This window comes from Burkholderia sp. 8Y, from assembly GCF_902506145.1.
Classification (GTDB): Bacteria; Pseudomonadota; Gammaproteobacteria; order Burkholderiales; family Burkholderiaceae; genus Caballeronia.
Genome location: NZ_LR733520.1, coordinates 1364736 through 1389467 on the forward strand (window position 1 = coordinate 1364736; position 24732 = coordinate 1389467).

General features: G+C 66.4%; 16 protein-coding genes and 2 pseudogenes. 7 read left to right on the forward strand and 11 right to left on the reverse strand.

Features of this window, described 5'->3' with window-relative positions:
- Nucleotides 1-15: 15 nt before the first annotated feature.
- On the reverse strand, nucleotides 16-1071 hold the full coding sequence (locus tag GV035_RS16915) for an AI-2E family transporter (RefSeq protein WP_159836171.1): 1056 nt from the start codon (nucleotides 1069-1071) through the stop codon (nucleotides 16-18).
- A gap of 207 nt (nucleotides 1072-1278) precedes the next feature.
- Here GV035_RS16915 and rarD point away from each other — a divergent pair, with 207 nt between their 5' ends.
- Nucleotides 1279-2157: an EamA family transporter RarD gene (rarD, locus tag GV035_RS16920; RefSeq protein ID WP_159836172.1), complete on the forward strand. Its 879-nt coding sequence runs from the start codon at nucleotides 1279-1281 to the stop codon at nucleotides 2155-2157.
- 15 nt (nucleotides 2158-2172) lie between these two features.
- On the opposite strand, the gene GV035_RS16925 is transcribed toward rarD, so the two are convergent.
- On the reverse strand, nucleotides 2173-3168 hold the full coding sequence (locus GV035_RS16925; RefSeq protein WP_159836173.1) for an aldo/keto reductase: 996 nt from the start codon (nucleotides 3166-3168) through the stop codon (nucleotides 2173-2175).
- 81 nt (nucleotides 3169-3249) lie between these two features.
- Nucleotides 3250-4653: pseudogene (locus GV035_RS16930) on the reverse strand (DHA2 family efflux MFS transporter permease subunit); the annotation flags it as partial.
- 110 nt (nucleotides 4654-4763) lie between these two features.
- Here GV035_RS16930 and GV035_RS16935 point away from each other — a divergent pair.
- Together GV035_RS16935 and GV035_RS16940 are read left to right on the forward strand one after the other, a co-directional pair.
- Nucleotides 4764-5624, forward strand: coding sequence for a LysR family transcriptional regulator (locus GV035_RS16935; RefSeq protein WP_159836175.1), 861 nt, complete (start codon nucleotides 4764-4766; stop codon nucleotides 5622-5624).
- 428 nt (nucleotides 5625-6052) lie between these two features.
- Nucleotides 6053-7642 (forward strand): tannase/feruloyl esterase family alpha/beta hydrolase, encoded by a 1590-nt coding sequence (locus tag GV035_RS16940; RefSeq protein WP_442859594.1) that lies wholly within the window; start codon nucleotides 6053-6055, stop codon nucleotides 7640-7642.
- A gap of 185 nt (nucleotides 7643-7827) precedes the next feature.
- Here the strand turns inward: GV035_RS16940 and GV035_RS16945 are convergent, their stop codons facing one another.
- Nucleotides 7828-8205 (reverse strand): DUF2917 domain-containing protein, encoded by a 378-nt coding sequence (locus GV035_RS16945; protein WP_159836176.1) that lies wholly within the window; start codon nucleotides 8203-8205, stop codon nucleotides 7828-7830.
- Between the two features lie 288 nt (nucleotides 8206-8493).
- A complete protein-coding gene (locus tag GV035_RS16950) occupies nucleotides 8494-10422 on the reverse strand; it encodes a hypothetical protein (protein ID WP_159836177.1) in 1929 nt (642 codons plus the stop codon).
- Nucleotides 10423-10850: 428 nt separating this feature from the next.
- On the opposite strand from GV035_RS16950, the gene GV035_RS16955 reads away from it, so the two are divergent.
- From GV035_RS16955 to GV035_RS16965, 3 genes are all read left to right on the forward strand, one after another.
- Nucleotides 10851-11204 (forward strand): YciI family protein, encoded by a 354-nt coding sequence (locus GV035_RS16955; protein ID WP_159836178.1) that lies wholly within the window; start codon nucleotides 10851-10853, stop codon nucleotides 11202-11204.
- A gap of 69 nt (nucleotides 11205-11273) precedes the next feature.
- Nucleotides 11274-11672 carry a VOC family protein gene (locus GV035_RS16960; RefSeq protein WP_159836179.1) on the forward strand — a complete coding sequence of 133 codons (399 nt, stop codon included), beginning with the start codon at nucleotides 11274-11276 and terminating at the stop codon, nucleotides 11670-11672.
- A gap of 59 nt (nucleotides 11673-11731) precedes the next feature.
- The gene (locus GV035_RS16965) at nucleotides 11732-12958 is read left to right on the forward strand and encodes an RNA polymerase sigma factor (protein WP_159837988.1); all 1227 of its coding nucleotides are present in this window, start codon (nucleotides 11732-11734) and stop codon (nucleotides 12956-12958) included.
- A gap of 282 nt (nucleotides 12959-13240) precedes the next feature.
- Here the strand turns inward: GV035_RS16965 and GV035_RS16970 are convergent.
- From GV035_RS16970 to GV035_RS16990, 5 genes and pseudogenes are all read right to left on the reverse strand, one after another.
- Nucleotides 13241-15928: pseudogene (locus tag GV035_RS16970) on the reverse strand (ATP-binding protein); the annotation flags it as partial.
- A gap of 261 nt (nucleotides 15929-16189) precedes the next feature.
- On the reverse strand, nucleotides 16190-17950 hold the full coding sequence (locus tag GV035_RS16975) for a S10 family peptidase (RefSeq protein WP_236572639.1): 1761 nt from the start codon (nucleotides 17948-17950) through the stop codon (nucleotides 16190-16192).
- Between the two features lie 48 nt (nucleotides 17951-17998).
- A complete protein-coding gene (locus tag GV035_RS16980) occupies nucleotides 17999-19600 on the reverse strand; it encodes a S53 family peptidase (protein ID WP_159836181.1) in 1602 nt (533 codons plus the stop codon).
- A 246-nt stretch (nucleotides 19601-19846) separates the two neighbouring features.
- Nucleotides 19847-20758 (reverse strand): DUF72 domain-containing protein, encoded by a 912-nt coding sequence (locus tag GV035_RS16985; protein WP_159837992.1) that lies wholly within the window; start codon nucleotides 20756-20758, stop codon nucleotides 19847-19849.
- Between the two features lie 40 nt (nucleotides 20759-20798).
- Complete coding sequence (locus tag GV035_RS16990) at nucleotides 20799-21197, reverse strand: GFA family protein (protein ID WP_159836182.1); 399 nt, start codon at nucleotides 21195-21197, stop codon at nucleotides 20799-20801.
- A 112-nt stretch (nucleotides 21198-21309) separates the two neighbouring features.
- On the opposite strand from GV035_RS16990, the gene GV035_RS16995 reads away from it, so the two are divergent.
- Complete coding sequence (locus GV035_RS16995) at nucleotides 21310-22641, forward strand: inositol monophosphatase (RefSeq protein ID WP_159836183.1); 1332 nt, start codon at nucleotides 21310-21312, stop codon at nucleotides 22639-22641.
- On the opposite strand, the gene GV035_RS17000 is transcribed toward GV035_RS16995, so the two are convergent.
- On the reverse strand, nucleotides 22622-24673 hold the full coding sequence (locus GV035_RS17000; protein ID WP_159836184.1) for a tetratricopeptide repeat protein: 2052 nt from the start codon (nucleotides 24671-24673) through the stop codon (nucleotides 22622-22624). The two genes, GV035_RS16995 and GV035_RS17000, sit on opposite strands and share 20 nt — an antisense overlap.
- Between the last annotated feature and the right edge of the window lie 59 nt (nucleotides 24674-24732).

Sequence of the window (24732 nt, forward strand, 5' to 3'; positions counted from 1 at the left end):
AGCCGTTTTTCTTTGCTATTGCGGGTCTTCGTCCTGCGAAAAAATATCCCAGCTCGCCATGAACAGCGCGGCCACGAGCGGCCCGATCACGAAGCCGTTGATGCCGAACAATGCCATGCCGCCGAGCGTCGAGATCAGCACGACCCAGTCGGGCATCTTCGTGTCCTTGCCGACGAGAATCGGACGCAGCACGTTGTCCACGAGACCGATCACGATCACGCAGAACGCGACCAGAATCAGTCCGCGCCAGATTTCGCCGGTCATGAAGAAGTAGAGCGCGGCCGGCGCCCACACCAGCGCCGCACCGACCGCCGGCAAGAGCGAGAGAAACGCCATCAGCACGCCCCACAGCAGCGAGCCGTTGATGCCGAGAATCCAGAAGATCAGGCCGCCCAGGAAGCCCTGCACGGCGGCCACCGCGATGTTGCCCTTGACCGTCGCGCGCACGACGGTCGTGAACTTCGCGATCAGATGTTGCTTCGGCGCCGGATCGAGTGGCAGCGCGCGTCGGATGCGCCGTGCAATCTCGCCGCCATCGCGCAGCAGAAAGAACACGAGGTAAAGCATGACGCCGAAGCTCACGATGAACTGAAACGTGTTCTGTCCGATCAAGAGCGCCTGCGCCGCCGCGAACTGGCTGATGCGCGAGGCGCCTTCCATCAACTTGCTTTGCACGCCGGGGATGTCGTCGAGGCCGTAGCGCCCGAGCAGTTGCTGCACGGACACCGGCAGCGCATGAAGCACATGCTGAAAGTACATGCCGAAGTTCAGATCGCCGCTCTTGATGCGCGTGTAGACGAGCGCGACTTCCTGCACGAGCGTCACCGCGACCACTGAAACCGGAATGATGACGATGAGTATCGCGGCGGCGAGCGTCGTGAGCGCGGCGAGGTTGCGGCGCTTGCCGAAGCGCACGGTGAGCCAACGCTGCATCGGCTGAAAGATCAGCGCGAGAATCACGCCCCAGAAGATGGCGCCGAAAAACGGCAGCAGCACCCAGCCGAGCGCAACGGTCACGACGAACAGCAGGATATGAAAGAAGCCTTGATGGACGGACTGGTTGTTGTTCATTAGGAGAGTGGGGCGGGCAGTCGTTAGCGGGCCATGCTAGCACGCGCTGTCGGCGAGCTTTCACGCAGGGGTTCGAGCATGAAACTCGCCTGCCGTTCGCCCGAATCGCGGCGCGCGCAGCCGCGTCGACTAAAATCCGGCATCCATTTCTTGCAGACGGCTTCCGAAAAGGTTCCGACGGCTTGCCTCTGCCTCACGCATCGAACCATGAATCCAGGCGTCGTCTACGCATTCGCGGCCTTTGTCATCTGGGGCCTTTTTCCGATCTACTTCAAGGCGCTCCATTCGATCGGCGCGATCGAAATGCTCGCGCACCGCATGGCGTGGTCGATGGCCTTCCTGCTGATCGTGCTGACCGCACGGCGGCACTGGCAATGGCTCCGACCGGTGCTGCGCGACAAGCGGCTGCTTGCGCGCTTCGCGGCGAGCGCGGCGCTGCTTTCGGCGAACTGGGGCCTCTATATCTGGGCAGTCAACGACGGCCGCATCGTCGAGGCGAGTCTCGGCTACTTCATCAATCCGCTCGTCAACGTGCTGTTCGGCATGGCGTTCCTGCACGAACGCCTGCGGCCGGTGCAGTGGATCGCCGTGACGGTCGCCGCGCTGGGCGTCGCGTGGCTCACGTGGGCCAACGGCGCGCCGCCGTGGATCAGCTTCGCGCTCGCGCTCACGTTCGGCGGCTACGGCTTGCTGCGCAAGACCGCTTCGCTCGGCGCGCTGGAAGGGCTGACGCTCGAAACCATGCTGCTGTGCCCGGTCGCGCTGCTTTATCTCTTCGTGCTCGGCTCGCACGGGGGAAGCGGCTTCGAACACGCCACGCTCGGCGTCAAGCTGCTGCTCGCGGCGGCCGGCCCGGTGACGGCCGTGCCGCTGCTGCTTTTCGCCGCCGGCGCGCGGCGCATTCCGCTGTCGATGCTCGGACTCATCCAGTACATCACGCCGTCGCTGCAATTGCTGATCGGCGTGGCGATCTATCGCGAGGCGTTCGGGCACGATCAGCTAATCGGCTACGGCGCGATCTGGTGCGCGCTCGCGCTGTATTCGCTTGAAGGCGTCTATCGGGCGCGACGGGCGCGGGCAGCCTGAGCCGGGTGATGCCCGTTAGCGCGACGCATCGCCCCAGCGGTATTCAACGGTCGCATCGTCGAGCTTCGCCTTGATGTCCGGATCGAGCGGTTGATCGGCGGCGGCGAGCGTGTCGTCCAGTTGCTCGGGGCGGCTCGCGCCGATGATCGCCGATGTCACGGCAGGATTTTCAAGCACCCACGCGAGCGACGTGCTGGCAAGCGACCGTCCCGTTGGCGCGACGATCTCCTTGAGTTTCTCGATGGTCTGGAACTCGCGCTCGTGCCAGTACCGCTCCTGATACATCTCGCCCGCCTTGCCGACCGTCGCGGTGAAGCGGCCCTCGGAAGGCGCCGCGTCGTGCCGATGCTTGCCCGTCAGCAAGCCGCCCGCGAGCGGGTTGTACGGAATGACGGCGAGCCCTTCTTCGGTCGCGAGCGGCAGCAACTCGCGCTCGATCTGACGGAACAGCAGGTTGTAGCGCGGCTGCACCGACACGAAGCGCGCGGCGCGCAGCACGTCGGCGCGGCCCAGCGCCCGCGCGAGCCGGTACGCGAGGAAGTTCGACACGCCGATATAGCGCGCCTTGCCGTGCCGCACGATCACGTCGAGCGCCTCGAGCGTCTCGTCGAGCGGCGTGTCGCGGTCGTCCATATGGAGCTGATACAGATCGACGTAATCGGTGTTCAGCCGCCTGAGCGACGCGTCGATGGCATCGAGCAGGTGCTTGCGCGACGCGCCCTTGTTCCACGCGAGCGGCCCCATCACGCCGACTGCCTTCGTCGCGAGGATGAACTGATCGCGCTTGCCCGCGAGCCATCGCCCGACGATCTCCTCCGTGCGGCCGACGATATCGTGCGTGCCGCCGAGCGGATAGACGTCGGCGGTATCGATGAAATTGACGCCCGCTTCGCTCGCCCGGTCCATGATGCTGCGCGACACGTTTTCGTCGGTCTGGAGACCAAAGGTCATCGTGCCGAGGGTGAGACGCGAAACGGTGAGTCCGGTGTTGCCGAATTTGCGGTATTGCACGATTGCGCTCCGGGAAGAGGGATAAGGACGTGCGGCAACGGGCAGGATAGCCCGTATGGTGCGCGGCTGCTTATTGGCTCGCTAGCGGGCCGCAGGCGCGGGCGCGGACGTGCGTGGCGCGGAATCGAGCCGGCGGAACACGACGCCCGACAGCAGCGTGACCACGCCCATGCACGCGAAGCTCAGTTTGAAGCCGAGCGATGCCGACCCGAACTGTCCTTCGAAGACCTGCACGAGCGAGCCGCCGATCGACACGCCGAGACCGATGGCGAGCATCTGCACCATCGAGAACAGGCTGTTGCCGCTGCCCGCATCCTGCTTCGACAAGCCCTTGAGCGTGACGCTGTTCATCGCGGCGAACTGCATCGAGTTGCACGCGCCGAAGAGCGCGAGAATCCCGATCTCGGCGGCGAGCGGCAGCGACGGCGAGAAAGCCGCAAACGCGACGATCGACGCGCCGACGAGCGCCGTGTTCACGAGCAGGAACGTCTCGTAGCCGTAACGCGTGACGAGCCGCGCGATCCATCGTTTCGACACGGTGCCCGCGATGGCGATGGGCAGCATCATGAGCCCCGAATGCAGCGGGCTGTAGCCGAGTTCGAGCTGCATCAGAAGCGGCAAGAGGAAGGGCACCGCGCTCGACCCAATGCGGCAGAGCAGATTGCCGATCAAGCCGACACTAAAGTTCGGCTCGCGAAAGAGCGCGAGCTTGAAGAGCGGATTGCGCCGGTAACGCGCATACGGAACGTAGGCGAACGCCGAGACCACCGCGAGCGCGAAGAGCGCCGCCGACACCGCGCCGCGATGCGTCTGAACGGGCGGATCGAGCGCGAGTGAGAACGCGACCATGCACAGCGACAGCAATCCGCAGCCGATGAAATCGAAGGGCGGCGCATCGTGCAGCGTGTCGTGCGGCAGAAAGCGCCGCACCGCGTACAGGCCGGCCGCGCCGATCGGCACGTTGATGAGGAAGATCCAGTGCCAGGTGAAGGACTGGACGAACCAGCCGCCGAGCGTCGGGCCGAGAATGGGGCCGACCTGTCCGGCGACCGAAATCATCGCGAGCGCGGAGACGTACGCTTCGCCGCTGACGGCGCGCAGGACCGCGAGTCGGCCGATCGGCAGCAGCATCGAGCCGCCGATGCCTTGCAGCACGCGCGCAAAGACGAGTTGGTTCAGCGAATGCGCGCCCGCGCAGGCGAGCGATCCGATCACGAACAGGCTGATCGAGACGAAATACACGCCGCGCGTGCCGAAGCGGTCGGCGAGCCAGCCGGACGCCGGCGTGAGAAGCGCCATGGTGAGCGTGTAGGCGACGACGATGGACTGCATCGCGAGCGGCGCGGCGTGCAGATCCCGCGCGATGGAAGGCAGCGCCGTGTTGACGATCGTCGTGTCGAGCGCCTGCATGAAAAAGCCCACGGCGACGATCCACAGAAGCGCCGTGTGCGAAGACTGTCTGGTCATGGAAGAAGAGTTGGGCCTCGCGCTGGAACCGTTTTCAGCGCATCCGTGAAATAGTAGTGACTGCGGGCGTTATCGGGAAGACCGCTAGCCGCATTGACTGCCATCGGTTTTGCCGATCACAATGCCGCATGCTGAATCCGCTCTGGCTGACTACCTTCGCGACGGTGGCCGCGTCGCACAGCTTTACCGACGCCGGGCGCCAGCTCGGCCTGCGCCAGTCCAGTGTCTCGGAGCATATCCGGCGCCTGGAAGAGAGCGTCGGGCGGCGGCTCTTGCTGCGCGACACGCATTCGCTCGCACTGACCGCCGACGGCGAAGCGATGCTCGTCCACGCCCGCGTCATTCTCGAGGCGATGGCGCACGCCGAATCGCAGTTCAGTTCGCCGCGGCTGCGCGGACGCGTGCGGCTCGGCTCATCGGACGATCTCGCGCTCGGGCCGCTGCCGAGCGTGCTCGCCGCGTTTCGCGACACGCATCCGGATGTCGAGCTGGAAATCACCATCGGCATGACCGGGCGGCTGTATCAACTGGTCGACGCGGGCGAACTCGATCTCGCGGTCGGCAAGCGCCGTCTGGGCGATGCGCGCGGCACGCGGCTTTTCAGCGGGCGGCTCGAATGGCTCGCGAAGCCCGGGACCGTCGTCGATACGAGCTTGCCGCTGCCGTTGATTCTCGTCGCGGAGCCGAGCGTCACGCGCGCCGTCGTGCTCGATTCGCTCGCGCTGACCGGCGCGCGCTGGCAGATGGTGTGTACAAGCAGCAGTCATGCAGGCTGCATCGCGGCGGCGCGCGGCGGGCTCGGGCTCACCGTGCGCTCGCATTTTCTGGGCGGCCGCGGGCTCGCGCCGCCGGTCAATCGCGCGGAGTTGCCCGAGTTGCCGGAAGTGGAGTTCATCGCGTTCGGCGCGAAGCATCCGAGCCGGCCGGCGGAGACGCTGCTTCAGCTTCTTCAGGACAGTGATCTGCGCGGGGAGTGGGACGGGGAGTAGGGAACGCGGCGTGCTGTGGGGGTCGCGCGGGTTGTGCGGATCGCCCTTGATCGTCCGCTTTGTGCGCTTGCTGCCGGTCGTGCCCGATCGTATGGGTTGTGTGGGTTGTGTGGGTTGTGAGCTAGTGTTGGTCAGTCCGGTCGTCCTTGGTCGTGCGCTTCGTGCGCTTCGTGCGCTTTGTTCACTTGCTGACGGCGGTGCCGGTCGTGCCGGTCGTCGGTCGTGTCCGTCGTACCGGTCCCGCCCGCCGCTGCCGGTTGTGCCGCCGCAACGCCGGGCGGCGGCCCCGAATGGCTAAGCGCAAACGCTTCTTATATATTGAGCGGCCATTGAAGTATCCACTCCAGCTCGTGCCTTCATTCTGTCGTCTCTTCCTCGCCGATGCCTGTCGCCGCGCGTGCTGGGCGTCGCTCGTCGCCGCGCTCGCGCTGATGCCGCTCGCGTGCGCGCACGCGGCGGCCTACGTGACCCGGCATTGCGACGACCTCGCCGGCAAGACGGTGCCCGCGTCGATCATCGGTCTGCCGACGCGCGGCGCGTTGATCGTCACGGCATCGGCCATCAAGGCGGCCGCGCCGGGTAATCGGAACGGCGAGTATTGCCGCGTCACCGGCCTGATCCGCGCCATTCAGGAGACGACGCCCGACATTCGCTTCGAAGTGAATCTGCCAAGCCGCTGGAACGGCCGCGCGCTGCAAATGGGCGGCGGCGGCTATAACGGCGTGCTCGTTTCCGGCACGGAGCCGATGCCCTTCGCGCCCGACTCGACGCCGCTCGCACGCGGCTACGCGACCTTCGGCTCGGACTCCGGCCATGTCGGCAACTCGGGCCGCGCGGATTTCGCGGTGAACGACGAAGCCATCGTCAATTTCGGCTTCGCGCATCTGAAGAAAACGCGCGATGTCGCGCTCGCGCTCATCGAAATGGGCTACGGGCGCATGCCCGACAAGATCTACTTCGCGGGCGGCTCGACCGGCGGACGCGAAGGCTTCACCGTCATCGAACGCTTTCCGGACGACTACGACGGCGTGATCGCCAATGCGCCCGCGATCAACTTCTCGGGCGTGCGGCTGCTCGGCGTGAAAGTCGGGCAGGCGTCGTATGCGAAGCCGGGCGGCTTCGTCGGGCTGGCGCAGCAGCGGCGCGTGTACGAGACGGTGATACACGAATGCGACCGGCTCGACGGCTTGGCCGACGGCATCGTCGGCAACGTGGAAGCGTGCCGGCAGCTCGAACCGCAGATCGTAGCCTCCTTGCGCTGCGCGAACGGCCAACGTCCTTCGCTGCGCGACAGTTGCCTCTCCGATGCCCAGCTCGACACGCTCGAACTGCTGCGCGACGGCCTTTCGATGCGCTATCCGCTCGCCTACGGCGTCGCGGACTATCCCGGCTACAACGTGTTTCAGGGCGTGGACTTCTCGGGCGTGCTCGGCTTGGGCGACTCGCCGACGCTCGTGAATCCGCCGACGTTCGCGGCCAACGGCTATCTCTTCGCTCAGGGCGACGCGTATATCCGCCACTTCGTCACGCGCGACGCGGCCTTCAGCGCGCTCTCCTTCGATCTCGACAACCCCGGCCGCTTCAGGCAGCGGCTCATGACGCTCGCATACACGGTCGGCGCGATGAATCCGGATTTTTCCGCATTCATCGCGCACGGCGGCAAGCTCGTCGCGATGCACGGCCTCGCCGACGAAGTCATCAGCCCGAACCAGACCATCGCGTTTTATCGCGGGCTCGCGGAGCGTTATGGTCAGGAGACCGTCGATTCCTTCATGCGGCTCTACATGGTGCCCGGCTTCCAGCACGGCAACGGCGTGTTCATTCCCGCGTGGGACGAACTCGGCGCGCTCGACGAATGGGTGACGAACGGCGTGGCGCCGGAGACGCTCATCGGCACGGACATCGCGCCCGCCACCAACGGGCGCACGCGTCCCATCTGCCGGTATCCCGGTTATCCGCGTTATATCGGCAAGGGAAGGGTGAACCTGGCGGCGAGCTTCCGTTGCGCCGCGCCGTGAGCGCGGCGGCGTTCGAAGCGCGTTCGCCGGCCTTGATTGTGCGCGGTCGAAGCGCGTTCAAAGGCCCTCCACAGCGTCTTCCAGCGCCTTCAATGCGCCTTCAAAACGCGTTCGCCGGCCTTGGTCGCGCGTTCGAAGCGCGTTTGCGAGCCTTCACAGCGTCTCCCAGCGCCTTCACTACACCCTCAGAACGCGTTCACCGCACGCGGCAAGAAGCGAGCGAAAAAGCGCGACCACGCGGGCCTCGGCTGCTTCGCGCGATACGACGTCAGCGACACTTCGACGGCGCGCTCCGACTCCGACGACAGCCACACGCGTTCGCCGCGCGTGAGACGCACGACATCGCCGGGCTCGAGCCAGTAGTCGTAGGAATCCTGATGACGCGTGAGCCATATCGAGGCGTCCGCGCGCAATTCGGCATCGCGCGAAAGCCGCCACGAGACCGTCTGATGTGCAAGCACCTCGACATACACGACCACGCGCGCACCCGACGCGTTGAGCGTGCCCGACGCGACGCCGTGGCGCGCGCCACGCCCTTCCAGCACTTGCGATAGCTCTTCCATCCTCGCTCTCCTTGTGTGAGCAGAACTGTGAGCCGAAGACGGAAGGCCAGGCACGCATGAAACAAAAAAGGCCCCGTCTTGCGGCGGGGCCTTCGGAATCGACTTGCTTGCCTGTCTCGCTAGCGCACGCGTTCTCCCGATGACCCGCCGATGATGGCGTTCACTGGGTTTTTAATCGCGGCGATGGCGAGGAGAAGGATTGCGTGCATGAAACGCAGTATCGATGCGAACGCGCGGCGCTGTCAATATCGAGACAGCGGGCGCATTCGCATTTTCACTGCGCGGACGTCACATGCCCGTGTAACCCTGCGGCTTCGTCGCGTTCTTCTTCGCGACATCCGCGTTCGTCGAAACGACGTATTGCGGCGATTCCGTGAGCGTGAGCGTCACCACGCCGTTCGTGTACGGCGCGCTCGACACATTGCCCATCGCATCGATCAGCTTGACCGTGCCGCTCGTGCCGGCTGCATCGACATTGAGCTTGTAGGCCGTGCTGTACGTCGTGCTGAACGTGCCGTTTGACGCCGGCCACACGGCGTTGTTGTGCGTCCAGAGCGCGGTAATGACCTTGCCGTTGCCGAGTTGCTGGAACGCGTAGGCGTAGACGCCCGAGGGCAGGTTGTTCACGGGACCGAGCGTGGTGGTGCCGTCGAGCACGCGGGTCATCGCGGCGACTTCCATCGCGGCCGGCTTCGGGCTGATGTTCCCCGTGCCGAACTCGGCCTGCGGATGGTCGAGGTCGAAGAACGTGCCGTAGCCCGGCTCGCCGGGGAAGTCCGGCCCGAAGAACACGTAGGTCTGATCCGCGCCTTCGCCGAGCAGGATGATATGCGCGCGCGCGACCACCGCGCCGTGCGCGAACAGGATGTTCGGCGACGGATAGTTCGGACCGTAGTTCGCGCCGAGGTCATAGCTGATGCCCGTCTCGGTGACGAAGAGCTTCATGTTCGGCTTGTAGTCCTTCGTCATTTCCGCGCGCAGATTGCGCATCTCGTTGAGCAGCGAGTTCGCGGCATCGGCGGGATCCGCGTCCGTGTGATGGCGCTCCGGCGGATGCGACGGCGACGTGCCCGCGTCGTAATAGCCATGCGTCGCGATGCCGTCGAGATACTGCGCGAGGCCGAGCGGCGCGAGGCGCTTCAGGCGATCCGTGGTCAGCGACGGGAACGGCTCCGCCGGTCCCATGACGACCGCGTGCGGGTCCTTCGAATGCAGGCCCTGATACGCCGCCTTGTAGAGCGCGACGAAGTTCACGTCCGAGTCCTTCCACTGGACGACCGGCTCCCACGTGACCTGATAGTAGTTCGCCGACATCGTCGGGAAATACCGTGCGCGGATCGCCTCGGTTTCCTGGCCGACGCGGCCCATGTAGTTCGCGTAGTACGTCAGGTCGTTCGGAATATAGCTGTAGTCGGGGTTCAGACCGTGCGCGCTCGCGCCGCCGGGAAGCCCGTCCAGGCGCACGAGCCGCATGATCTTGCCGGACGTGTAGAACGGGTCGAGGTTGTTCGCGTTCGGGTTGAACGTGAAGCGGCCGTTCGGCTCCATGACGGACATCTGGCGGTCGTCGATGGTCGACGAAATGCCGAGCGCGTCGAGCATCGTGCTGTTGCCGTTGAAGCCCTGCATGCCGAAGCGATGCTGCTCCTGCTTCGTGTACGTGACGGCGGGAATCACGCCGCCGAGGTTCGGAATGACGCCGAACGTGGCGATGCCGTTCGGGCGCGTGCCGGCGGTCTGCACTTGCCCGCCGTGATTGGCGAGTGTCGCGGACACGGCGAAATAGCCGGCGAGCGTCGACGAGCAGGTGAGCGTGGTCTTGGTGGCCGCCGCGGGGGCCCCGAAGCTGCCGGTCGCGACGGTCTTGCCGAGCGCATCGGCAATCGCCCATTTGAGCGTGTCGGCGGAACCGGGGCGCGTCGTGATCGCCACCTGGAATTTCGAGCCGGCGGGGAACATGCGCGAGCCGTCGCTGCTCGGCGTATCCGCCGTGATTTGCCCGCTGCCGCCCGATGCCGCCGCTGCCGTGGGCGTGCCGCATGTCATCGCAAGGCCCGTCGCCGCCTTCGCGACGGCGTTCGTGTCGGCGGCTGTGGAGCCGTCTGTCGTTGCGTTGGCCGCGTTCGTGACGGACGCGGGCGAGGAGGCGTCGTCGCTGCCGCCGCAGCCGGCGAGAGCGAGAACGAGCGTCGGAAGCAGGAAAGTATTCTTCTTCATGGATTCATATGCATGGACCGGACGCGCAAAGGCAACCGGCGACGCCTTCGGCATCGGGTTCGGGACGGGCAGGGGAACCGGGCCGCTCGTCTCTTTCGGCCCGAGAGCCGAACTTCGAAGAGACAAACGATTGCGCCGTCGTTCAGGACAAGCGGACGCGCGGCGGTGGCCACCGCCATCACGACGCCCAAGTGAGGGCAAGCGACGTCGAACGGCCGCGCGCGGTAGTAATTGCTGACCCGCGCACCGCGACCAGACGACGGAGGCAAATGCTACGGCATAAATCAGACAATGGCACGCAACGGCTCGTAACGGCTTGTAACATACTACAAATACCCTCTTTCTTCACATTAATCGGCAGCCTTGCGGGTTGCCGTCCGGGCGGCGCCGGTTTAACTTGTGGTCACTTGACTTTCGAGGAGACCGCCGTGGCTTTTCTGTTGCTCATCGTGGAACCCGTCGGGCAGCGCGCGCAGCGCACGGCGGAGGAAGGACAGGAGGCGTATCGGCAGATGGTCGAGTTCGCCGACCAGCTGAAAGCGCGCGGCGTCCTGCGCGCGTGCGAGTCGCTGACATCGCTCGCGGATGCGTCGCGCGTGTCGACCGTGAAAGGCGACGCGCGCATCATCGACGGACCCTTCGCGGAAGCGAAGGAAATGATCGGCGGCTTTTTCCTGCTCGATTGCGAGACGCACGCCGAAGCGGTGAGCATCGCGGCGCAATGCCCGGCGGCGGCCTGGTGCACGGTCGAAGTTCGCAAGCTCGGGCCGTGTTATCTGTGACGCCGTGTCGATTTCCGCGTCGCTCGATCGTCGTCTGAAAAGCAACCAATCCAAACGGAGCCCCGCGCCATGCACAGGCAGATTTTCGTGAACCTGGCGGTTCGCGACCTCAAGCAATCGATGACGTTCTTCAAGGCGCTCGGCCTTCACTTCAATCCGGCTTTCACGAACGACGCCGCCGCATGCCTCATCCTCGGCGAGAACATTTACGCGATGCTCCTCACCGAGCCGTTCTTCAAGACCTTCACCGACAAGACGCTCGTCGATGCCCGCGAAAGCGTGGAGGCGCTGCTGTGCCTGTCGTGCGAGAGCAGGGCGGAAGTGGACGAACTCATCGCGAAAGCCGTGGCCGCGGGCGGGCGCACGCCGCGACCGCCGCAGGACCACGGCGCCATGTACGGCCATGCGTTCGAGGATCTCGACGGCCACATGTGGGAACTCGTGCACATGGACCCGGAAGCGGCGTGAGCGCGTCGTCGGACGAGCGCGAAGCAGCGACACGGCGGACCATCGACGCAATCTGGCGGATGGAATCGGCGAAAGTGATTGCGAGCGTGGCGCGTGTCGTGCATGACGTCGCGCTCGCAGAAGAGCTGGCGCAGGACGCGTTCGTCGCGGCGCTCGAGCACTGGAGCCGCGCGGGCACGCCCGAGAAACCGGGAGCGTGGCTCATGACGACTGCGAAGAACAAGGCGCTCGACCGCCTGCGTCAGCACGCGCTGCACGCGCGCAAGCACGAGGAACTCGGCCGCGATCTGGACGCGCAGGAAATGCACGTCACGCCCGATTTCGTCGATGCGCTCGATGCCGCCCGCGAAGACGACATCGGCGATGATCTGCTTCGGCTCGTGTTCACGGCATGCCATCCGGTGCTGTCGCTCGATGCGCGCGTCGCGCTGACCTTGCGGCTGCTCGGCGGCCTGACGACCGACGAGATCGCGCGCGCCTTTCTCGCGCCGGAACCGACCATCGCACAGCGCATCGTGCGGGCGAAACGCGCGCTGTCGGCGGCCCGCGTGCCGTTCGAGGTGCCGAAGGGCGACGAACGCACGGCGCGGCTGACATCCGTGCTCGAAGTCATCTATTTGATTTTCAACGAAGGCTACTCGGCGACCGCCGGCGACGACTGGATGCGTCCCGCCCTCTGCGAGGACGCGTTGCGGCTCGGGCGCATCCTTGCCGAGTTGATGCCGCTGGAAAGCGAGGTGCACGGGCTCGTCGCGCTGATGGAGATTCAGGCGTCGCGCACTAGGGCGCGGGTGGACCGGGAAGGCCGTCCCGTGCTGTTGCCGGATCAGGACCGCAGCCGATGGGACCCGTTGCTGATTCAACGCGGGTTCGCGGCGCTGCGGCGTTCGGAGGCGTTGGGCGGTGCGCGCGGCGTGTATGCGTTGCAGGCGGCGCTCGCAGCGTGCCACGCGCGGGCGCCGAGCGCCGCCGACACCGACTGGCCGATGATCGTCTCGCTCTACGATGCGCTGATGAAGGTCGCGCCGACGCCGGTGGTCGAGCTCAATCGCGCGGTCGCGGTGAGCATGGCGTCCGGGCCGGAAGCGGCGCTCGCGATCGTGGACCGGCTACGGGATGAGGCCGCGCTGAAGCGCTATCACTGGCTGCCGGGCGTGCGGGCGGATTTGCTCGCGCGGCTCGGGCGCGTGGATGAGGCGCGGGAGGAGTTCGCGCGGGCGGCGGAATTGGCGAGGAATGCGCGGGAGCGGGAGTTTTTGTTGCGGCGGGGTCGGGAGGTTGGTTAGGCCGCTGATGTCGTTTATGTCATTTGACATAAGAAAAATTAGCGCATTTTTGTGATGTAGCGGCTATATCCTAATGTCGTGTTCTGGCTATTTACAGATGTCGGGTTTCAACCGGTGGCAAGCTGGCAGTTGGTCATCCAGCGGGAGCTCAGCCATGTCACCGAACCCACCTGTGAGCTTGACCATGCGCGAATGGGACAGACTGAAGGTTATCGAAGCGCTTGTCGAGACGGGTTTGAAGCCCGGACGCGCCGCTGAGCGCTTGGGTCTGACGGTACCCCNCACCAGCGCATCTCGCAACGCATCGAGGCCGATCGGCTTCACGAGGCACATGGTCATCCCCGCCGCGACGGCCCGCTCGGCGGCCTCGGGCTGCGCATTCGCCGTCAGGCCGACGATGGGCATGGCGCGCGCTGCGAACCCATGCGTCGCTTCGTCGGCGCGGATGGCCGCAGCTAGTTCCTCGCCGCTCATCTGCGGCATCGAGCAGTCCGTGAGGATCACGTCGAACGCGCCCGGATGGTCGCGCCAGCGCGTGAGCGCGCTGCGGCCGTCGACGGCAAGCTCCGTCGCGCCGCCCAAAAGCCGGATCTGTCCATCCAGCACCATGCGATTCGCCGGATGATCGTCCACGATGAGGACGCGCAAGCCCCTGAGCGAGCGCGCAACCTCGGGCGCCGGATCGCGCGTCCGGCTAGCCTCTGGCTGCATCGTCTCGTGCGCTTCCGGAAACGCCGCGCGCACGGTGAAGCGCGTGCCGCGCCCCGGCGCGCTCGACAGCGCGATGCTGCCGCCCATCATCGACACGAGCCGCTTGCAGATGGTGAGCCCGAGCCCCGTGCCGCCGAAATGCCGCGCGCCGCCGTCGTGGGCCTGCACGAACGGCGTGAAAAGCGACGCTTGCCGCTCGGGCGGAATCCCCACGCCCGTATCCGACACGGCGAACGTGACCTCGCGCCTGCCATCGCGAGCCGGCGCGACATCGCACGACAGCGTGACCGCGCCTCTATCGGTGAACTTGATCGCGTTCGACAGCAGATTGCCGACGATCTGCCGCAGGCGCTGCGCGTCGGCCACGATCCACGCGGGGCCGCCGCCCTCGCCGTGCCGCTCGACGACGAGCGCGATGCCCTTCGCCCGCGCCGCCGGCTCGTAGATCGCAGCAACGCTCGCGATCCACGCGAAGACCTCCACCGGCGACGGCGACAGCACGAGCCGCTCGGCTTCGATCTTGGCGACATCGAGCAGGTCGTCGATCATGCCGAGCAGATCGCGTGCAGCATGATGCGCCGTGAGCAGCGACCGCTCCGTTGCGTCGCGGTTGCCGGGCGCCCGCAGTTCGAGTTCGAGCAATCCGAGCACGGCGTTCATCGGCGTGCGGATTTCGTGGCTCATCGTCGCGAGAAAAGTGGACTTCGCGCGGTTCGCGGTCTCCGCTTCCTCCTTGGCGGCGCGCATCGCGCTTTCAGCCGCGATGCGTCGCCGGATCTGCGCGCGCAGCGACACGGCCCACGCGCCCAGCACGAGCACGAGCGCGCCGCCCAGCGCCGCGCCCGCTTCCACGCGCGGGCGCCGCTTTTCCCACAACGTTTCGGGATGCTCGGCAAGTTGCCAGCGCGCACGAATCGCCTCCAGTTCGTGAGGCGGCAGCGCCGTGATCGCGCGATTCAGAATGCCGAGCAGCACCGGCTGATTACGCGCGACGAGAAACACGTGCGGCGACGGCTGCGAGGACAGCACGCCGCTGATGACGAGCCTGCCGCGATACGGATTGCCGATCGCGTAATTCGCGAGCTTCATGTCGAGCACAGTCGCATCGGCCTTGCCGTTCGCGACGGCGGCGAGCTGACTGTCGCCCGGACGCGCATCGACGATGCGCGCCGCCGGCGCTTCTTCGTTCAACATCGGCCCCGCCGGATAGCCGGACGGCAGCGCGACACGCTTGCCCGCGAGCGCCGCGGCATCGGCGAGCGGCGGCGCGCCTTTGCGCGTCACGATGGCGACGAGGCCCTCGCCGAACGGCACGGACGCGACGAGGTCCGGATCGTCCGGATCGCGCGGCACGCTGATCGGCAAGAAGGCGGACTCGCCGGTTTTCACGTCGCGCTCGATCCGCGCGATATCGCGGCGCAAACGGCCTTCGAAACGCAGTCCCGTGATCCGCGAAATCGCCGCGAGCAGGTCCGGCGCGAGACCGGCGGGCTGGCCGTCCGCGTCGCGGAACATGAGGGGCGGAGCGTGCGAGAGCATCGAGTAATAGACGACCGGATGCGCCGCGATCCACGCCTTCTCTTCCGGCGTCAGTTCCAGCGTGCCGTGCGCCGATACCGCCGTCATCGCCACTTCCCAGCGCGCGCGGGCCACGATCACGAAGCGCGGCGGCAGGCGTTCCAGCGCGGCATCGACCCGTTGCGCCAACGCCTCGGCGCCCGGCCGGCGCGCGGCGAACGCGAAGCTGTAGCCGCCCTCGTCGAATGGCGCAAAGCCCGTGACCGCGAGACCCGGCAGTTCCAGATGCCCGATCGAGTAAGCGGCGGCGGTGACGTCGCCCGCGAAGACATCGGCCTGACCGAGCGATACCGCGAGCAGCGCCGACACCGTGTCCGGATAAGCGGCGGGCGTCATCGACGGATACGCGGCTGCAAGGCGCGGCAGCGACGTCTGCGTCTCGACATACGCGATGCGATGCGTCGGCGCGCGCTTCGTGAGCGGCTCCACGATCACCGTCTTGATGGGCAAGTAGGGCCGCGAGAGCAAGAGCGGGACGCCGGGATCGTCGCCGGTCGCGCCGGTCGCCATGTCCATTTCACCGCGCGAGAGCGCGTCGATGAGCGTCGCGCGATCAGGATAGCTTCGCCATTGCGGCTTCATGCCGAGCGAATCGGCGACGGCCTGCCCGAACTCGACGGAGACGCCGCGCGGCGCGGCGTTCGCCGCCGTGCCAGTGGCGACATCGAGCGGCGGGACCATGCCGGGCACCGAGCCGATCACGAGTGGCGCGGCCGCGTGCAGATCGGTGGCCGCGACGCCCGCGATGCTTGCGATTAGCCAGGCGATCGCGAGCAGAAAGCGCAACGCGCGTTGCGGCCATGAGGAATGAGACAAGCTGCACCCCCAATCGAGCGGTGCAGCTAGTGTGTCAGAAAGCGCAGGACGCGCCAATCGGACAGCGGACGGACCTGTGACACGTTCGCGCGTGCCGTTGCGAAAGCTGAAACGGCACGCGCTGCCTTACTGCGCGTTCTCCGGTGAAAGCGCCTTCCCCGCCTTGTCCGCCGTGATCTTCTGCAGCGTGATGATCCGGCTCATGGCCTCGTGGTTCGACGTCGCCTCGCTGTACATCTTCGCGAGATCCGCCTTCAGTTGCGTGCGCGAACCGCCGTCGAGATAGACCATGTGCCCCGACGGATAGAACGTCGCCGAGAGGTTCTGCCGCACCGTTTTGTCGATGAGCGGCATCTGCTGAAGATCGAGGATGGTCTGGTAGAACGGCGTCACGAAGTCGTACATGCCGTTCGCGGACAGCACCTTCAGATCGACGTTCAGCGCCATCACCGCGGCCAGATCGCCCGCCGTGTAGAGCACGATGTTGCCCTTCGCATCGACGCCCTTTTCCTTGCCGGTCGGATCGGTGTGCTTGAAGTCCCAGTTGAGGAAAGCCTGGTCGTTGAGATCCGTGAACGAGGAGGTCGACGTGAACTTCAATTGCTCGTTGAGATACGTGTTCCACATCGACGTGTACACGCCGCTCACCGCCGTCATGGTCGGGTCGTTGCCGCCGGAGTTCGGGTCGATCTTGCCCGCGATGCCCGTCGAAATCGCGGTCACGCGGCCATCGTAAGAGCCGAGCGATTCGCCTTTCGACTTGAGCAGCGTCGTCAGGAAAAGCGAGTTGCCGCGACTGTCGTAAGCGGCGATGTCGAGGCTCCACGCGAGCAGCGTCACCTTGTCGATGCCCGTGTATTCCGCGAGCTTTTCGACCACTTCGTCGTCCGTCTGCGGGAACTTGCGCAGCGCGTTCAGGTAGTCCGTGCGCGCGAATTCCGCGACTTCCTCCATGAAATTCAGCAGGTTCGTGGGCGTCGGATGCACGCCGAGCTTCTTGTGATACCACGCATCGGCGGCGGCGGTCGGCAGCGCGCCCACCGGATTGCCCGCCTGCCGGTAGTCGAGGATCGACGATTGCAGCGTGATGCCGTTCAGATCGACGCCGTCCTCGTGCAGCCGGTACGCGAGCACGCAACTGCGCGCCGTGCCATACGATTCGCCGAACAGGAACTTCGGCGAATTCCAGCGGTTGTTCTTCGTCAGATAACGCTTGATGAACTGCTTGATCGAATTCGCATCCTGATCGACACCCCAGAAGTCGCGGTTCTTGTTCGGCGCGATCGCCGCCGAATAGCCCGTGCCGACCGGATTGATGAAGATCAGGTCGCTCTTGTCGAGCAGGCTGTCCGGGTTGTCTTCCATCTCGTACGGCGCGGGCGGCGTGAAGCTCGGCATGGCCGTCCTGATGCGGCGCGGCGCGAACGAGCCGAGCAGCACGAAGACCGACGAGGAGCCCGGCCCGCCGTTGTAGAAGAACGTGAGCGGGCGCGCTTCCTCCTTCGCGCCGTCCTTGGTGAACGCGACGTAGAACATCTTCGCGTCCGGCTTGGAACTGCTCGGGTCCACCGTCACCAGATGGCCGACAGTCGCGGTGTACGCGATCTTCTCGCCGCCAATATTCGCGGTGTGATGGGTGATCGCGGCGTTCTCGTCGGCTTCGGTGGGTTCCACCGAGTCGTCGGGACCGTTGCCGTAGGCGACCGGATCGAAGTAGGGCTGGTCCTTCTTGCCCGTGGTTTTGGCCGGCGCCTTCGCCGCGCGTTCGCGCGCCGCAGGTTCGTCGCTCGCCTCGGGCGGCCGGGGCGCGACCGCGCCCGCCTCGGGCGCGACGCCCGTGCCGGCATTGCCATGAATCGTCTTCGTTGCCAGTGGATCGGAGTTCATCGTGGTCGCTCCAGAATCGTCGTCGTGGTTGTTGTTCACTGTTGTGCCTCAACTTGTGCTCGACTGCCGTGCCCGGCTGCTCGCGGGGGTGAGCGCGGCGGCGATCTTGCCGCCGTCCGGGCTGCCGAGGCCCGTGCACGCGTCCCATCCCGCCGATGCCGCGAAGCTGCCGTTGTTGCCCTGCGTGATGTCGTGAAACGCGGTTTGCGCCTTGTACAGCTTCGGGTTGACGAAGCCGCACGGCGCCCCGTTGATCGCGTTGATGCGCGCGATCAGCGCGGCCCACAGCGGCGCCACCGCGCTCGTGCCGCCGACGACCGTTTCCTCGCCGTCGATCACGACTTCGTAGCCGGTCTGCGGCGATGCGTCCGCGGCGACGTCCGGCACGCCGCGCTTCGAAAGCGGCGTGCGCTTGCCGCCCGTGTGCGCCACGCTCAGGCCCTTCTGCCATGCGGGCAGCGCGAACACCGCGCTGACCCCGCCGCCGCCCGAGCCGCCCTGATCGCCGTCGTTCCAGACGACTTCATGCGTGATGGACTGCGCCGACGCCGAGAGGCTCGTGCCGCCGCAGCCGAGCACATACGGACTCGAGGCCGGAAAATCGACGTGATCCGTGCCGTCGCCCGCGCCGTCCGACGAACCGCTGTCGCCCGCCGCCGCGCACACCGTCACGCCGAGCGCGGCGGCGCTTTGCAGCACGTCGTTGAACGCGTTGATGGACTGCGCGGTCCAGTTCGCTTCCGGTCCGCCCCAGCTGATTGACACCACGGACGGCTTGTTCGTGTTGTCGTGAATAGCGCGATTCACCGCATCGACAAAACCGGCGTCGCTGTTCGGCGCGAAGTACACCGCGATGCGAGCGCCCGGCGCGACCGCGCCCGCGATCTCGATATCGAGCGTCACTTCGCCGTCGGGGCCGTTCGCATTGCCGGTCGGCGCGTTCTTCGCGTTGTCCACGCTCACCGGCACGACGGTCGGCGATTTGACGCCGAGCTTCGAGAAGTACGCGGAGAGGTCGGCATCGCGATAGCCGCCGCCGAGTTCGACGATGCCGATGCACTCGCCCGCGCCGTCGCCATCGGGAAAGTCGTAGAGACGCGCGAGATCGACCGGCGAGAACGAAGACGGCGTAAGGCCGCGCGCCGGCTTGAACGGCGGCCGGAAGCGAAAATGCGGACGCGCCTGCGGCCGGCTGTCGAGGCCGAGCACGGCGGTGACGGCGTCGTGGATGTCGTCCGGCACGCTCACGGGGCCGCTGCGCCCGCGATACTCGCCGATGTTGTGATGCTGGAAACGTTCGAGCTTCACGTCGAAGGCCTTCTGAAACTGGTCGATGCTGCCCTTCAGCACGACGCTGCGCGTGCTCGGCTGGGCGCGCACGACGGTCAGGCCGTTTTGCGCCGCGAACTTCTTGATCTTCTCGACATCGTGCTCGGATGCGCCGAAGCGCCTGTCGAATTCCTCGCGCGTGACGGATTGCGCGGGCGCGTCGCCCGCGTCGATGCGCGCCATCATCTGGCGAAAGCCCGCTTCGTCCTTGCGCCGCAGCATGACGATCACTTCGATCTGCTCGTGCAGATCGCACGCGCCGATGCACTTCGCGCCCTCGGGATGGGTCCTGTCGCTGCCGCTAACCGGTTGCTTCGCCATGGTATCGATGCTCCTCGTAAGCATTGGAGGTCAGACTTCTCGATCCTGCCGCTTGATGCGCATCCGGCGCGCGTGCCTCGCTCGCGTTATGTTGACCGCGTTTTTCTCCGCGCGAAGCACGCCGCTTATCGTCTTATTTTCCTGACGCGAATGCAATCGGTCGGACCGTTGAGTGAAGGATGCAGTTCCGGCGGGACAATCCGTGTCCCGTTCGATCCGGACACGAACCGACCCGATGCCGCCCGTTCAGCCGCTGCTTTCCGGGCTCACGCCGAGGCGTTCCATCAGGCGGCGGGCATCGAAAGGCGCTTGCACTTTCTGGTCGTTATCGAAGTAGCAGTACACATCGCGCGATGCGCGGCGGCGCGCCGCCGCCGTCGAAATGAGCCGCGCGTCCTCGATCTGCCCGCCCGCGGCCCATCGCTCGATGCGCCGCGTCCAGCCGTCGAGCGCGTCGTCCGAATACGCGCCGCCGTAGAGCGTTTCGGTGCCGTGCAGCCGCAGATACACGAAGTCCGACGTCAAGTCCTCGGCATACGGCCAGTCCGCGACCGAATCGGACACGACGAGCGCCGCGCCGTGCTTGCGCAGGAGCCGCACGAAGGCATCGGTGCAAAAGCTCGGATGACGGATTTCGATTGCATGACGCAGCGCCCGCTTGCGCCGCGCCTCGAACCACGGCTCCTTCACGCGCGTGTCGTGCTGCTGCGCGAGCGCGGCGGCGGCTTCCGTGTCCTTCGGCAAGAGTTCGAGAAAGCGTTCGAACGATTCGGGCTTGAAACTGAAGTTCGGCGGAAACTGCCACAGGAAAGGCCCGAGCTTCCCGCCGAGCGCGAGCACGCCCGAGGCGAAGAAATTGGCGATGGCGGGAATCGCCGTTTCGTCGCGAAAGCGCAGCATGTGGGTCAGATAGCGCGGCCCTTTGACGCTGAACACGAAGCCCTCGGGCGTGGCTTCGTGCCAGGCTCGCCAGCTGGAAAGACGTTGCAGCGAATAGTGGGACCCGTTGATCTCGACCGTCTGCACTGCGCGCGACGCGAATTCGAGTTCGCGCGCCTGCGCGAGCTTCTTCGGATAGAACACGCCGCGCCAGCCGGCATAACGCCAGCCCGAAATGCCGATGCGAATGTGCCCCTTTCCCCCTTCGCGCTCCGGCATGGCGCTCACCTTTTGGGACGGAAGCGTCGGCGACATGCGTTCATGCCGGCCGCTCCCCGGCGTACTCGGGGCGCGCGCCAGCGGGCAGCCACGGTTCCCGGTGCACGCACCAGAGTTCGTAGGTCGGCTCGAAGATGCCGGTCTCATCGAACGCGCCGAGCGGCAAGTCCACTTCCGGGCGGCTCACGAACTCCATGTACGCCACCGATCCGCAGACCGGGCAGAAATGCCGCCGCCCATCTTCCGAACTCTCCCACGTTTTGAGCTCGCCGCTCATGTCGACGTCGTCGCGGGCGAAGATCGCGTAGGCGCCGAACACAGAACCGTGCACGCGCCGGCACGTCATGCAGTGACACAGCGCCACGCGCCGCGGCGTGCCCCTCGCGCGAAAGCGAAACGCGCCGCACGCGCAGCCGCCTTCGTGAATGTCGCTGTTCATCGCGCTTCTCCGCAGCCGAGTCGAATTGTCGAGCATGAAGCACGTCGTGCGCCCGCTCTCCTGAAGTGGCACGGTTTGTTACGATAGCCGTTCACGATCGGAGACGGCACCCATGAGCACCTCTGGCACCATCGGCACCCTCGGCAACGCCATCGCCTTACCCCTTCTGAAGCTGCTTCCCGGACCGGGTTCGGAATTCGGTCCCGCCGCGTCCGACCTCGCCGCGCATGTCCTGTCCCACGCCCGTTTCGACTCCGTGGCGAACGCGGCGCTGCCGCGCGAAACGTTCGCCTCCGTCACCGTCGATGAAGCCATGTCCGACGAATACGTGTTCCCGCTCGGCGACACGGGCCAGTCGGTGGTGCTGACCGGCTACCGGATCGCGGCGGGTTTCATCGCCGAGCGCGCCGCCGACGAATGGCTCGAACTGGCGCACAAAGCGCGCGTGGCGCAAGGGCTGCCCGCCGCGCCGCAAGCCGACGAACCGCCGCTCGCCCCCGATCCCGCCGAAGCCGATCAGTTGCTCGACCGCGCGCTGGAATGCGCGCAGCGCATTCTCGATCCCGTGGCGGGCGCGCCGGTCGCGTCGCTATTCGAGGCGCACTATCGCGGCGGACGCGAGTTCCTGCGTCTGTCGTGGGAAGGGCTGCCGGAAGATCTCGTGCCGGAATCGCGCCGGCCGCTCGCGGCGCTCGCCTCTGCCGTGGACAACGGCGAGCGCCGCGAGAAGCGCGACTACGACCCGTACGGCCTGCAAGGCACCGACGACTACGACGTGGACCGGCCGCTCGCGTATCGCGAGAAAATCGGTCCGCTGCTTTTCACGATGACCTACCGCCACGAGTATCCGCAAGTCGACGACGAGCGGCTCGGCACGGCGTTCGCCGTGTTCCACGAGGCGGGCAGCGATATTGTCGCGGCGGCGGTCGAACTGAAGCTCGTCAAGGTGCCGTCGCTCACGAAAAGCGCCGATCTCGTCTATACGCTCGACACCTACTCCGGCGAGATGCTTTCGCTCGCGCTGGCATCGACGGAGGCGCTCGGACACGAGCGGCTGTGCGAAGTCTTCAGCACGCATCGCGTGATCTACATCAGCCAATGGGAAGTGCGCAAGCCGTGGCGCGGCGAAGGACTCGGCGTGGCGCTCCTGCATCAGGCGCTGGAACGCCTTCCCGCCGATGTCGAAGGCCGCCCGAACGCGCTGTGCGTCGCGCCCGAGCCGTACCAGACGGACATGCGTCACTTCGAACAACTGCCGCCTGTTCTGCGCGAAGAACTGCGCGCGCCCGCGCGGCGGCTGGAAGCGCATCTGACGAACTGGCTCGACCATTCGAAGCTGCCGATCGCCACGCATTTCTTCGTGCCGATGGCGAAGCACGCGGGCATCGGATCGGCGGGCGAAAACGCGCGATGGATCGACCGCATCATGGAAAGCGAGGCGTGACGCGCGTCATGCGACGCCACGCGGCGAGCGCAGCCACGACGCGCTCGATCACCTCGTCCCACTGACCGGGCGCGCGCTGCCGGAACAGACGCGCGCCGGGATACCAGGGCGAGTCGTCGGGGGCGTCGGCGGCATCCAGCCAGCGCCAGCAGGCGTTCGCGCACAGCAGTATCCACACGGGCTTGCCGAGCGCGCCCGCCAGATGCGCGACCGCCGTATCCACCGAAATCACGAGGTCCAGCGACGCGATGATCGCCGCCGTATCGGCGAAATCCGCGACATCGTTCATGGGATCGAGCGGGCGCAGCCGCTCGGGCAGCGTGGCGATCTGGGCGCGCGCCATCGGCCCCTTTTGCAGACTGACGAAGGTCACGTTGGGCGTGGCGAGAAGCGGCTCGCACAGGCGCGCATCGAGCCAGCGGCGGCTGAACGCGCCGAACGAATCGGGCATCCACGGGCGCGGCTCGCCCGACCACGCAATGCCGATTTTGAGCGTGCCGGCCAGGCGGCCGCGCCAATAGTCGATGCGCGATGCGCTCGCGTGCAAATAAGGCGCGGCGCGGGGAATGGTGTCGAGCGTCGTGCCGGCGAGCGCGGGCAGGCTCATCAGAAAGCACCAGTAATCCTGCGGCGGCAACGCGGGAAGCGCGTCGGGCGTGATGCATTGCGCGACGCCATCGACCGATTCGAGCAGCGCGACCAGCGCCGGCGGACACACGACCGTCAACTTTGACGCGCCTTGGGCCTTGAGCATCGGCAGATAGCGAATGAACTGGATGCTGTCGCCGAAGCCCTGCTCCGTCACGACGAGCAGCGACTTGCCCGCGAGCGGTTCGCCGCGCCACTGCGGATAGGCCACGTCCGGCGGGAAGACCGAACGCTGCGAGAGGCGCGCGTCGTAGCGGGCTTCGAAACAGGCCCATCCTTGCGCGAAGTCGCCCGCGCGCAGGAGCGCCGTCGCGAGATTGAGCCGCGCATCGGCGGATTCGGGATCGACGCGCAGCGCCTCGCGAAAGACGGCCTGAGCCTCGGCCGAACGCGCGTTGTCCTCTCTGAGCAGATTGCCGAGGTTCATCAACGCAGCGGCAAAGCCCGGCCGAAGCGCGAGCGCGCGGCGATACAACGCTTCCGCTTGCCCAAGCCGCGCGCGGCGTCCGAGCGCGACATCGCGATAAATCACGTTGGCGAGATTGAAGTGCGCGTCCGCCGAATCGGGCTCGATGCCAAGCACGCGCCGATACACCTCTTCCGCGTCCTTCAGGCAGCCGAGCGCGTCCAGCACGCCGCCGAGATTGTTCAGCGCCCCGGCAAAATCCGGACGCAGCGCGACGGCGGTCCGGTACGCGCGCCCGGCATCCCCGAGCGATCCCTGCGCGTGCTGCGCGTTGCCGAGATTGAAATGCGCGTCCGCCCAGTCCGGGCGAGCGGCGACGGCCTGCCGAAGCTGCGCCACGGCTTCATCGAACCGGCCGGCGTCTTTCAGCAGATTGCCGAAATTGTTGTGCGCTTCCGGATAGCCGGGCCGCGCGGCCAGCGCCTGCCGGTACGCCGCTTCGGCTTCGGGCAGGCGGCGCGCGTGCGCGAGCAGCTTCGCGAGGTTCAGGTGCGCTTCCGCGAAGTCCGGTTTCAGGCGCAGCGCCTGCCGCAAGGTTGCTTCCGCTTCCTCGGGATGGCCGAGCTTCTCCAGCACGTTCGCCAGGTTGTAGTGCGCCTCGGCGAAATCCGGCCGCAGTTCGACGGCCCGGCGATACAGGGTCTGCGCTTCGTTCAGGCGCCCACGGGCGGTCAGCGCGCTGGCGAAGTTGCTGTACAGCCCAGCGTCGTCCGGATGCTCGTTCATTGCGCGCCGCCAACAAACATCGGCCAGTTCTTGCCGATCCGCACGGAACGCGCACATCGCCGCGAGGTTCAGCACGTCGCTCGTCGCGGCCCGGCTCGCGAGCAGCGGCGCGAGCACCGCTAGCGCATCGTCGAAGCGGGCGTTCGAGTAGTGGGAAAAGGCGGCGTGGTAGCGATCGGCGTCGGCTGTCATGGACGAAATTCGGAGCGGATTGAATGCGATTGTGCGTCGCGGGCCGCCGCGAGAACGTC